Annotated in this window: 10 protein-coding genes and 2 tRNA genes; 3 read left to right on the forward strand and 9 right to left on the reverse strand. The window is 42.6% G+C overall.

Annotated features, from left to right (window positions below; translation table 11 throughout):
* Positions 1-331 precede the first annotated feature (331 nt).
* The 7 genes from AC4E92_RS09695 to AC4E92_RS09725 form a co-directional block, all read right to left on the reverse strand.
* Complete coding sequence (locus tag AC4E92_RS09695) at positions 332-2,086, reverse strand: NADH-dependent [FeFe] hydrogenase, group A6 (protein WP_490240395.1); 1,755 nt, start codon at positions 2,084-2,086, stop codon at positions 332-334.
* Positions 2,087-2,169: 83 nt separating this feature from the next.
* On the reverse strand, positions 2,170-2,541 hold the full coding sequence (gene rplT / locus AC4E92_RS09700) for a 50S ribosomal protein L20 (RefSeq protein ID WP_490240396.1): 372 nt from the start codon (positions 2,539-2,541) through the stop codon (positions 2,170-2,172).
* 16 nt (positions 2,542-2,557) lie between these two features.
* Positions 2,558-2,755, reverse strand: a complete 198-nt coding sequence (gene rpmI / locus AC4E92_RS09705) for a 50S ribosomal protein L35 (protein WP_490240397.1) — start codon at positions 2,753-2,755, stop codon at positions 2,558-2,560.
* Positions 2,756-2,767: 12 nt separating this feature from the next.
* Entirely contained in the window at positions 2,768-3,319 is a 552-nt protein-coding gene (gene infC / locus AC4E92_RS09710) for a translation initiation factor IF-3 (protein ID WP_490240398.1), read from the reverse strand.
* Between the two features lie 82 nt (positions 3,320-3,401).
* A tRNA-Lys gene (locus tag AC4E92_RS09715) sits at positions 3,402-3,477 on the reverse strand.
* Between the two features lie 8 nt (positions 3,478-3,485).
* Positions 3,486-3,560, reverse strand: a tRNA-Arg gene (locus AC4E92_RS09720).
* Between the two features lie 112 nt (positions 3,561-3,672).
* Positions 3,673-5,526 (reverse strand): ABC transporter substrate-binding protein, encoded by a 1,854-nt coding sequence (locus tag AC4E92_RS09725; RefSeq protein ID WP_490240399.1) that lies wholly within the window; start codon positions 5,524-5,526, stop codon positions 3,673-3,675.
* Positions 5,527-5,649: 123 nt separating this feature from the next.
* Here AC4E92_RS09725 and AC4E92_RS09730 point away from each other — a divergent pair, with 123 nt between their 5' ends.
* Both AC4E92_RS09730 and AC4E92_RS09735 read left to right on the forward strand, forming a co-directional pair.
* Positions 5,650-6,435 carry an SAM hydrolase/SAM-dependent halogenase family protein gene (locus AC4E92_RS09730; RefSeq protein ID WP_490240400.1) on the forward strand — a complete coding sequence of 262 codons (786 nt, stop codon included), beginning with the start codon at positions 5,650-5,652 and terminating at the stop codon, positions 6,433-6,435.
* Complete coding sequence (locus AC4E92_RS09735; RefSeq protein WP_490240401.1) at positions 6,432-9,059, forward strand: CBS domain-containing protein; 2,628 nt, start codon at positions 6,432-6,434, stop codon at positions 9,057-9,059. Before AC4E92_RS09730 ends, AC4E92_RS09735 begins: the two co-directional genes overlap by 4 nt.
* Here the strand turns inward: AC4E92_RS09735 and kamE are convergent.
* Positions 9,022-9,768 (reverse strand): lysine 5,6-aminomutase subunit beta, encoded by a 747-nt coding sequence (gene kamE, locus AC4E92_RS09740; protein ID WP_490240402.1) that lies wholly within the window; start codon positions 9,766-9,768, stop codon positions 9,022-9,024. The genes AC4E92_RS09735 and kamE overlap by 38 nt on opposite strands.
* Positions 9,765-11,330, reverse strand: coding sequence for a lysine 5,6-aminomutase subunit alpha (gene kamD / locus AC4E92_RS09745; protein WP_490240403.1), 1,566 nt, complete (start codon positions 11,328-11,330; stop codon positions 9,765-9,767). Before kamD ends, kamE begins: the two co-directional genes overlap by 4 nt.
* Positions 11,331-11,429: 99 nt before the next feature.
* On the opposite strand from kamD, the gene AC4E92_RS09750 reads away from it, so the two are divergent.
* Positions 11,430-11,660 carry a hypothetical protein gene (locus AC4E92_RS09750; protein ID WP_490240404.1) on the forward strand — a complete coding sequence of 77 codons (231 nt, stop codon included), beginning with the start codon at positions 11,430-11,432 and terminating at the stop codon, positions 11,658-11,660.
* The last annotated feature ends 90 nt before the right edge of the window (positions 11,661-11,750 follow it).

An 11,750-nucleotide genomic window follows, 5' to 3' on the forward strand; every position in this document is an offset into this window, starting at 1 on the left:
CTCCTTGTATTTTTTGGGTACACCCGGGTGTTGATCCCAATATATAGTATACGAACGTATATATCACACGAAAAACCATACCTTTGAACTTCAAAGGGAAAAAACCACTTTTTCAAAATAAACACTCTATTCAAGCCGATCTTGGAACTTAGTTGAATCTAATTAGATGCCATGGCGTGGTTTTCCAGCATTGAAGATGGGTTCATCACGTTGTACCAGTTGCGTTAATGTTGAAGTGAAATTATCTTTAAAACCAGCTTGAGCGGTCCTTGGAAGGGTTAGAGAAAAATAAAAAAGCGGGGCAACCCCCGCTTTTTAAATCAGGCGATCATCAGATTCTGGTACTTTGCAAAGCCTGGGTTTTCTTTTTAGATCGGTCAACATAGGTTGTATGCAAAAGTTCATGAGAGACGTGGCTCAACGGATGTTCCAGAAATTCTTCATACAATTTCTTGATAGATGGATTTTCGTGTGATTTTCTTATCTTACTTCTTTCATCTATTGTGTATATGCCTTCCATTCTCTTTATCAGCACGTTCTTGTCCAGGCTCTTTGGTTGACCTCCTCCACCTATACAACCAGTCGGACATGCCATTATCTCTACAAAGTCATAATAAGCCTCTTTTGCAACGATTTTATCGAGCAATTTTCTGACATTTGCACCACCATGGGCTACAGCTACTTTCAGTTTCTTTCCATCGAAATCTATTGTTGCCTCTTTTATACCATCAAAGCCACGAACATTTGTAAACTCAATTTTTGGCAGAGGCTTACCAAGACCAAGTTCATAGGCTGTTCTCAATGCCGCCTCCATCACACCTCCGGTGACACCGAAGATTGCAGCAGCACCTGTTGATTCACCAAGCGGGTCATCGTATTCTTCATCTTGCAAGGATGCATATGGAATTTTTTTCATTTTTATGAGCTTTCCAAGCTCACGTGTTGTCAGCACTATGTCTACACCCGGCATTTCTTCGATTTTGTGCTGCGGTCTGGTTATGTCGTCTTTCTTTGCTGTACACGGCATGATAGAAACAACAAGGATTTTCTCAGGATCGATACCCTTCTTTTTTGCAAAATATGTTTTTATAAGAGGACCCAACATCTGATGCGGTGATTTACAGGATGAGAGATTTTTCAAAAACTGTGGGTAGAGTTTTTCAGCCATGTTTATCCATGCAGGACAACATGAAGTGAACATTGGGAACGGTCCACCGTTTTTCAATCTCTCTAAAAATTCAGAACCCTCTTCCATGATCGTTAGGTCGGCAGCAAAATTCGTATCAAAGACATAATCAAAACCAAGTCTTCTCAGTGCTGCCACCATCTTTCCCGTTGAAATGCTACCCGGTTCAAGCCCGAACTCTTCGCCAATGGCAACTCTTGTTGCCGGTGCCGTCTGTACCACAAGGACCTTGTCGTGTTTTTCAAGTTCTTCGAGAACTCTTCTTACATTGCTGTTTTCAGTAATTGCGCCGACAGGGCAGAATGCCGAGCATTGACCGCAACTGATACAATCAGTTTCGTATACAGGCATTTCAAAAGCAGTCTGAGGAAGTGTTTCAAAACCTCTTTCAACCATCGAATAAATATCCATTCCCTGAAGCTCCGAGCAAGCCCTGACGCATCTGCCACATAAAACGCATTTTTCAAGATCTCTGACTATCGCCGGTGAACTGTCATCGTATACACCGCTAACTCTTTCTTCAGCCGGGAACAGATCTTTAACGTCATAGCGATAGATCAGATCCTGAAATTCACAGTGCCCATTTGCTTCACAGGTCATGCAATCCTTTGGATGTCTTGAGAGCAGCAACGCAAGGTTGAACTTCACAGCTTTTTCTACTCGATCCGTTTTTGTTTTGACTTTCATGCCATCCTGAACCTTTGTGGCACAGGCAGGCTGAAGATTTCTTGCTCCCTCTACTTCGATAACACATACACGACATGCACCTGTTGGTTCAAGTCTTGGGTGGTTGCAGAGCGTCGGCACGTAAATCCCAGCGATGTTGCAGGCTTCCAAAATCGAAACACCTGAAGGCACTTCGTACTTTTTCCCGTTGATCTCTATAAGCACGTTAGCCACCATGAACCCTCCTCGCGAGAAGTCTTGTTAAAGGATTCACATATATTATAACACAAAAGGCATCCACGTGGATGCCTTTTCACTCAAACAGCAGCATGTTTTTCCAGATGTTCTTTGGCTATCTTCACATACTCATTGAAAGCCGATGGATCATTTACAGCCAGCTCAGCGAGCATTTTTCTGTTGACGGCTACATTGGCAAGTTTCAACCCGTGTATTAACTGACTGTATTTCAAACCGTTCTGTCTTGCCGCTATGTTTATTCTCGTGATCCACAGACTTCTGTAATCTCTCTTTTTGATCTTTCTACCGACATACGCATACCATTTTGCTCTATAATAATGCTGTTTCGCAAGCTTGTATCTTCTACTAATGGCACCTCTGTAGCCCTTTGCAGCCTTTAGAAATCTTTCTCTTCTTTTCTTCTTTGCATGCAGCGATCTTTTAACTCTCATGATCTATTTCCTCCTCTCATCTCAAGGCAAGGAGCTTTTTGATTCTCTTTTCATCACCTTTTTTTAGAACATCTTTCTTTCTCAGAACTCTGAGTGCTGATCTTTTTCTCTTACCAGTTGTATGACGTGTACGGGCGTGATTGTAAAGCACCTTACCGTTTTTCGTAACTCTGAACCTCTTAGCCGCTGTTTTGCTGACCTTCATCTTGCCCATGGTTGAACCTCCTCATCCATTTTTTGGCTTGAGCTGCATCCACATATCTCTACCTTCGAGTTTTGCATCAGCTTCAACTACTGCTATATCACTAAGATCACTTGCTATTCGATCCAGAATCTGTTTTCCCCTGTCGGAAAAAGCTATCTCCCTACCCCGAAACATGATCGTGACCTTGACCTTGTCGCCTTCTTCAATAAATCTTCTTATGTGCTTGAGCTTTGTCTGGTAATCATGTTCGTCGATCTTGAGTCTGAACTTCATCTGTTTGATCTCCTGCTGCTTTTGCTTTTTCTTGGCTTCTTTCTGCCTTTTTGAAATTTGATACATGTACTTTCCAAAGTCCATAATCTTTGCGACAGGTGGATCGGTGTTTGGTGATACCAATACTAAATCAAGACCCTTTTTTCTTGCCAACTCGATCGCTTCTCTTGTAGGTATAACTCCAATCTGCTTGCCATCCGAATCGATTACCCGAACCTTTGGATGTCTGATCTGTTCATTTTTCAACAAAACCTGTTCTTTTTCTATGCTCTCGACCTCCCTATAAAAAATAGCGGGCAAAAGCCCGCTTCCTTATCGGTTTTCATCCTTCAGGACCCCTTCGACAAAGTCTGGGGGTGGGAAGCAAGGCTTCCGCTTTCGCTGGTGGGCCGTGCAGGATTCGAACCTGCGACCCCCTGATTAAGAGTCAGGTGCTCTACCTGCTGAGCTAACGGCCCCTTATTTCTGGTGCCCCTGGGAGGAATCGAACCTCCATTTACGGATTAGGAATCCGCCGTTCTATCCTTTGAACTACAGGGGCACCGCTTTTTCATTTTATCATTTTGCATTTTGAATGTCAACACTGCTTCAATCTATTATGTAGAATAAAAAACCTGGGGTTGATACCCCAGGTTTGAGAAATCTAAACTCGATTATTCTTCTTTCCACAGATAGTAGTAATCATGCCCTGGTCTCATCGGGTTGTTGAACCAGCCTTTTACCCAGGTCCTTCCTACAAAGAAGTTCTGTGTTTCAAATATAGGTACTCCAAGAACGTGCTCTATAGCGACAATCTGAACCTGTTCGTATAACTTTTGTCTTACAGCAGGATCTGGATTTGTTGCGGCTTCTTCGATGATCTGGTCAATACTCTTTCCACCAAGTTCAGGTCTTGGAGTGGACACAAATTTCTTGAAGTTTTCGCCCTGTGCAAAACCGTATGTTCCGGCTGAGTGATAATATGTCTGAATGAAGTTGTGTGGGTCTGGATAGTCTGCAAGCCATCCTATGATAAATGCCGGCAGATAACCATTTTTGTAAGAGGTCAGGTATGTTGGCCACTGTTCACCGCGGACTTCTATCTTGAACTTTGGATTGATCATTTCCACATATGTTTTGATCATCTCGGCTATGGTTCTTCTGACTTCGTTTCCCGTGTTGTACAGCAGCGTGAGTTTAAATCCTTTTTTCCACACTTCTCCATTCCATGCTTTTTTGAACTCTTCTGTTGCTTTGGTTATACTGAACTGGTACATTGGCAGATTTGGATTGTAACCAAGTAAGGAGCTCGGCAAATCTGAAGGTACTCTCTTTCCAAGACCTTTTAGAACGTCTTTTATCACAGCATCATAATTTATCACATAAGCAAAGGCTCTTCTGAGGTGTTCATCGCTGAAGAAATCAGGTGGAATACCTTCACCATCGAGTTTGCCAGAACCTATGTACTTGCTGTCTGGTCTGACATTCCAGTTAAAGTGCAACGATGTCACCTGAATACCGGGCAGGGGTTTTATAACCTTTATACCGGGGGTGTTTTCAATCTGAGACAGGTATATGGTTGGAACTGCAGCAATATCTGCATCGCCTTTCTCGAGCATAGCCTTCATTGTTGACCATTCACCAACGTTCCATATAATCACTTTCTTGATCTTTGCCGGTCCTCTCCAGTACTGATCAAATCTTTCAAGTGTAACCCTTTGCTGTGCTCTATCCCATTCGACTACCTTGAATGGACCGGTACCATTTGTTTTTGCATAAAGCGGGGATTTCTCCTTCGCCAGATCGTGGTATCTCCACCATGTGTCTGCCTTGCCGTCCCAGCAACCCTGCTGAATTGACCACTCTTTGTTCAGAATCATACTCCAGTTTGCATAACCACAGAGTATAGATAGAAATGGTCCAAATGGTCTTTTGAGATGGAACACAACATTGTCTCCCTGAACTTCAATGGCTGGGTCAATATAGTCTGTGTAAATCTTGATAAGGGTGTCTTTGTACTCTGGCAACGGTTCACCCGTGTTGGAATCAATCATATCCGAATATTTTTTCCCTGTGACAGCTTCTACGAATTCTTCAAGTGAATAAACTTCAAACATTGCCTCCCACAGCATCCACATGGGTCCACCAGCCGGATCAAACAGCAGTCCTCTTTCAAAACTGTATTCAACATCTTCGGGCTTAAGTTCTGCACCGTTGTGGAATTTGACGCCTTTTCTGATTGGGAAGATATAGGTTTTTCCATCGTCTTTGATGAGCCCATTTTGAACAGATGGTACTGCTGTAGCGAGCCTTGGAGCCATTTCTGTAACACTTGAACCCACGTACTCGATGAGACATTCATAGACCTCGCTCAGAACCTCGCCGCTTGCCGTATCGTAGGCAAAGTGTGGATCAAAAGTATCGGGTTCTCCGGCGAGATTGAGCCTTATGATTGTGTCTGGGTTTTTAACCTCTGCAAACACTAAGAAAGCCACCAGTGCCAGAAAGACCACGAGAAATTTTCTCATCTTCATACCCCCTTGCGATAGGATTTTGACACCACAAGTATACACCAAAATGAAATGATATTTCAAGGCAACCGTTTTTTTAAAAGCTGTAGTAGTATCTTATTGAGAGAAGGAGGTTATACGATGATAGCCTTTCTAACAGACTGGTCTTTAAAAAGTTATTATGTTGGTGTGGCAAAAGCAGTGATGAAAAAAATAAATCCAGATGCAGAAATAATTGATATCACACACGATATCAAACCATTTGATGTGAGAATGGCTGCTCACATACTTTTGAGGGCTTCTGTGGATTTTCCACAGGGTACGATTTTTGTAGCAGTCGTCGATTACGGTGTAGGTACAAGCCGCAAGGCGATTTGTATCAGGACAAAAAACGAACAGTTCTACATAGGGCCAGATAACGGAATTTTCACATATGTGGCACTTAACTATGGGGTGAAACAGGTTCGAGAGCTGGACAACAAATCGTTTCACTATGGTTCTTCTTACACATTTCACGGTAGAGACATCTTTGCCGCAGTGGCGGGTCATCTTTCAAAAGGAGTCCGGTTTGAAGATGTTGGCAGTGTACTACCAAACTACATAGTTTTACCGGTAAAAGCGGCTCAAGTTCAGGCAGATGCTGTGATAGGAGAAGTCGTTTACTTTGATGGGTTTGGAAATGTTGAAACAAATATACCTGCTTCATCTATACAGAAGCTTGGATGGGACATAGACGACACCATACTGTTGAACGACAAAATCGAACTTACATACGTGAAAGCCTATGGTGATGTGGAAAAAGGGAAAGGTCTTGTCCACATTGACAGTTCGGGCTTCTTGGAAATAGCAATAAATCAAGGTTGCGCCGAAGAATTTTTCAAATTAAATCAGGGTCAGCAGATAACACTCAGGAGGAAAAAACCTTGAAGATCATTGTTGGACATAAAAATCCCGATTTTGATTGTTTTGCCTCATGCGTCGCGGCTAAAAAACTTTATCCAGATTACACAATTGTGCTGAGTGGAACTCCTCAGCAGAATTTAGCTCAATATCTGGCGATATACGAAGAAAAGTATCCTTTTGCCACTGAAAAAGATCTGGCTGACCAGTCGGTAGAATCGATGATCGTGGTGGATACTGCTTCCAAGGAAAGATTAGGAACACAGATCCAGGCAATTGTTGAAAGCGTCCCAGATATTCTCGTTTTCGATCATCATCCGGATATAAAAGAGATATCCATCAGGGGTGAAAAAAGGATAGAAAGCGTTGGTGCAACGGTTACCATACTGCTCGAAGAGATAAGAAAGAGGAATATCCCAATCGATTCTATCGATGCAACTCTCTTTTCAATAGCCATATACGAAGATACGGGAAATTTACTCTACACAACTACCACTGTGCGGGATATTGAAGCAGTCAAATATTTGCTGCAAAAGGGATCAAATCTGATCGAAGTATCGGATTTCATAAAATATGATCTTAATTACGATCAGAAATTGATTTTTGAATCGCTTTTGTCCAACTTGGAGACAATGCAGATCGATGGAGCTACGGTCAGTATCAGCACTGCTGAAACAGACAAATTCGTCGGTGGTTTGAATGCCGTAACAAGCAAACTCTGGTATTTAGAAGGGACAGAAACCCTTATATGCATCATAAGAACCGGTAAGAAAACTCATGTCATTGGAAGAACATCTTCAAACGACGTGGACATAGGCGGTATGATAACGGAGCTGGGTGGTGGCGGTCATAGAAAAGCTGCAAGCTGTACGCTGAATACCAGCGATGTTGCTGAGGTCAAAAGGATTATCTTAGAGACTCTCAAGAGGTTCTTAAACAAAGGTCTGCGTGCAAAGGATATGATGTCCTTTCCCGTGAGAGTGGCTTATGCTGAAATGAGCATTGGTGAAGTCAACAAAATCATGGAGAGAACCGGTCACAACGGACTGCCTGTAATCGAGGGGAACAAATTAGTCGGGATCGTCACAAAGAAAGCCGTCGATAAAGCAATGAACCATGGCTTGCAAAATGCACCGATCAAATCCATCATGTCCAGCAAACTGATAGTCGTCACACCAGAAACCCCCGTGAACAAAGTGAGACAGATCATGATAGAAAACGATATTGGTCGAATACCAGTCGTTGAGCATGGAATTTTGGTTGGAATAATTACCAGAACCGATGTGATGAGATCGAGTTTTTCAGATGTTGCCCGTCCAGTGAGAAAAGCAATCCATCAAAACACTCAGATGGCTTTCATCGATGTGCGAAATCTGTTGATGATGAGTTTACCCAAGAAGATCATCGATTTACTCAAGCAACTGGGGCAGTACGGTGATGATATCAACCTTCCCGTTTACATAGTCGGCGGTTTTGTGAGAGATTTACTCATGGGCAATCCGAATTACGACATGGACATAGTTGTTGAAAGAGATGGTCTTGGTTTTGCCAGTTATGCAGCCGAGAAACTCGCGGCGAAATTGGTGAAATACGAGAAATTTCTCACCGCTTCAATGTTTTTGAAAGACGGAATGAGGATAGACGTGGCAACTGCTCGAACTGAGTACTACCAGGCTCCCACAGAACTGCCACAGGTTGAAGTTAGCACGATAAAAAAGGATCTGTATCGAAGGGACTTCACCATAAACGCTATGGCAATAAAACTCAATTCAAAAGATTTCGGTACGCTGATAGATTTCTTTGGAGCAAAAAAAGATCTGGAAGATAAACTCATAAGGTGTCTTCACACACTGAGTTTCATAGAAGATCCAACCAGGATACTTAGAGCAGTGAGGTTCGAAACGCGTTTTGGTTTCAAGATCGAATTGCAGACAGCCCAGCTCATGACACAGGCAGTACAGCAGGGTTATTTGGAAAAGGTCACAGGTCCAAGACTCAGACAGGAATTCGAAAAAATACTGGATGAGAGAAATCCAATACAGGCTCTCAAAAGACTATCCGATTTTGAGGTTCTCAAACACATGTTTCCCGGAGTCTTTTACACAACAACAATGGAAGAAAAACTGAGGTCACTTTTTGATTTTCTCCCATGGGCTGAAAGCTTCTTCAAAAAGGTCAGCAGGTTTTACTGCGTGATGTTTGTTTTTCTGGAATATCACGGTGATACGGCACTGGAACAGATAAAGGAAAGGTATGGTCTGTCATCTTCGTTCATCGATGAACTGAAAATGGTGAAAAAAATGATCGTACCACTTTCAAAAGTTGTTCTGATGAGATTGAATTTCTCTGATATACACAGAGTCACCCAGGGATTTTCACCACAAGCGTACTGTTATCTGGCATCTTATCTTGATGTGGAATCTCAGGAATATCTCAAACAGTACCTGGAAAAATCGAGGCAGACCAAACTCAGAATCAACGGAGATTTTCTCACAAAAAACTTTGGTCTAAATCCGGGAAAGACCGTCGGTGATATACTCGAAAAACTTTACTGTGCAAAACTCGATGGAGTAATCACCGACGATCAGGAAGAAGAATTCGCAAAAAAGTTAATCAGCGAGAGTGCTTTTTCAAAAGTTCCTGAACAATGAAATTGGCAACATCACTTGGAGTTGTACCAGCACCAAAGCCGGCATCATACCCAAGTTCTAAGGCAAGTTCATGGGTGATTCTCGGTCCTCCAACTATTACCAGAAGATCATCCCTCAAACCTTCGGCATACAAAAGATCCATGAGTTCTGTTAAGTGCTTTATGTGAACATTTCGCTGGGTAACAACCTGCGATACAAGCACCACGTCAGCATCAACTTCACGTACTTTTCTGACCAGATCAACAGGCGAAACCTGAGCACCCATGTTGTAAACTTTGAAGGCATGGTATCTCTCAAGTCCATAATCACCGTGGAAACCCTTCATATTGAGTATTGAATCAAGACCAACTGTGTGTGCATCTGTTCCTATGGTCGCACCAACTACAACTATCTTTCTTTTGAATTCTTTTTCCACAAGTTCATCAAGCTGTTCGCGTGTCATTTTTCTGAATTTCGGAGCAATAACTTTTATAGTGGAAGCATCAATAGACACAGACGTCTTGCCATAAATCACAAAGAACGTGAAATTTTCTCCCAAATCTTCCATCGTCGCTATAATTACATCTTGAAAGCCCAGTTTTTCACAAAAACGTTTTGCCGCCTCACGTGCAAGTGGACCGCACTCCAATGGTAAAGTGAATGAGAGTTGAACGGCACCATCTCCCAGTTGATCTCCATAAGGTCTTATATTTCTCAGGTCTACATTCATCCTCTCACCCCCAGTCGCTTTTCCAGTTCATCCTGTATGGGATTCACGTAGTTTTCTGACTTTTTAAAGACACCTTCTAAACCCTTCCCTCCGTCTCTTTTGCGCGAAATATCGGCAAATTGACCTTCCTCTATTGCCCTGAGTAAACCAACTTCTCTGGTATGTTCAAGCAAATTCACTGCTTGACTGAGAACCTGATTTGCACGTTTTTCAATAAAACCATCTTTTTTGAAGATTATCTCCCGACCGAGGTGGCGGGCATTGTTGAAAACGTAATTGGCATTTACCAGTGCAAGGTATCTATCGTGCAGATACGGTGTATGTATAGCCTCGGTGAGAATTCCCAGTAGCTGTATTCCCTGTCCCGTCATCACTGAAACGAGATTGAACAGTGTTTCCATCGCATAGCCTTTGAAAATATTTCCAGTCATGAATTTTGTCGGTGGCATGTATTTGATGGGATAATCTGCAAAAAGTTCCCTTGCCAGCATTGCATGGGCTATTTCGTACAAAAGGCCGTCCTCGATATCTGGATTTATCTCAAAGGCGTGTCCCAATCCCATCAACCTCGGTTTCATACCGGCTTTAAGGGCGAACTGTTCATTGATCAACTGCGATGCAGTTACGGTATGAGCTTTCTCTATAGCGTCTGCTGTTGTAAGATAATTATCTTCACCGGTGTTTATCGTTATACCTGAAAAAGCACACAAAAGCCTTGACATATATTGATCTGTAAAGGTTCTTATCATATTTATATCTCTGAACAAGATACCGTACATCGCGTCATTCAAGAGTATGTCGAGCCCTTCCATAGCGGCAATCGCAGCGATTTCCGGCATGCAGAGACCCGATGCATAGTTAACCTGTCTTATGTATCTTTTGACCTTCTTTGCGACGTCATCAAGAGCCTGCCTCATGATCCTGAAATTTTCCTGAGTGGCATAGGTCCCCCCGTATCCTTCTGTCGTTGCGCCGTATGGAACATAATCGAGCAAACTCTGTGCCGTAGATCTTATAACAGCGATGATATCAGCACCCTGGTGTACAGCGGCTCTTGCCTGCACTACATCTTCATAGATATTTCCCGTTGCAACAATCAGGTATTTATACGGTTGAGGTGGGTCGCCCAATTCCTTTAAGAGATTTTCTCTTTCCTGGCTTTTTTTCTCTATTTTTTCAAGCGCTTGCTTCGATAGTTCCTCCATTTTGACGCTGATTTTTTCATTTGACACGTACGGTAGAGATCTGAGGTCCAGTCCGTTGGCTATCGCTTCTGCCACTTCCTGCGCACTTTTGTCAAGCACAATCATTGCATTGACAATTGGCCTTGCAACTCCATCTTGAAGCATCTCCCACTCTTTGATTTTGTCCACCACCACGTTTACCAATGGAATTTGATCATCTGTGACTCCGTCCACCCCAAAAAGTCTGAGAACAGCTCTTTCTACTGAAACCGTAGAATGCTGGTTGATCATTTCTTGAATCTGATCTGTTATTTCCTTCGCCAATTCTCTTGCATACTCAACCAGCTTTTTATCAAGCGTAATACCCGGGCGATCCACACAACCACCTCCATAAAAATCCTACCATACCGTCTTATAAACCAAAAAGTTACACACACTTAAAAATATATGCACTGCACAGGTTTCAGGACAGGCGATATGGTCAAAGAGTCCCTATTGACACCTTATGAAGTTCTTGTTGCAAGAGTTATCAAAGATCTGGATGCATTGATAAAAGCTGGCTTTACGACTGTGGGAGATGCAGGGGGAGCAATTGCAGTTAATATAAAAAAGGCAGTTGAAGAAGGAACAATAACTGGACCAAGGATATCGGCAGCCGGTTACAAAAAAAAACAAGCCAGAAAGCACATTCCATTTATGGGATTGTGATGAATGGCTTAAGTTAGTCTGGTGATGAATGTGTATAATAAAAGTAGCAAGAAGTCTCATAGAAGAGTTGAAACGGTGACAAAAGCTGAA

The sequence above is a fragment of the Pseudothermotoga sp. genome, from assembly GCF_031962025.1.
Taxonomy (GTDB): domain Bacteria; phylum Thermotogota; class Thermotogae; order Thermotogales; family DSM-5069; genus Pseudothermotoga_B.

Bases quoted from the DNA above. Each gene is read 5' to 3' on its own strand.
- AC4E92_RS09725 (WP_490240399.1), bottom strand. From the start codon at position 5,526: ATGAGAAAATTTCTCGTGGTCTTTCTGGCACTGGTGGCTTTCTTAGTG.
- kamE (WP_490240402.1), bottom strand. From the start codon at position 9,768: ATGAATGTAGACCTGAGAAATATAAGACCTTATGGAGATCAACTGGGA.
- rpmI (WP_490240397.1), bottom strand. From the start codon at position 2,755: ATGGGCAAGATGAAGGTCAGCAAAACAGCGGCTAAGAGGTTCAGAGTT.
- AC4E92_RS09750 (WP_490240404.1), top strand. From the start codon at position 11,430: ATGGTCAAAGAGTCCCTATTGACACCTTATGAAGTTCTTGTTGCAAGA.
- AC4E92_RS09730 (WP_490240400.1), top strand. From the start codon at position 5,650: ATGATAGCCTTTCTAACAGACTGGTCTTTAAAAAGTTATTATGTTGGT.
- rplT (WP_490240396.1), bottom strand. From the start codon at position 2,541: ATGAGAGTTAAAAGATCGCTGCATGCAAAGAAGAAAAGAAGAGAAAGA.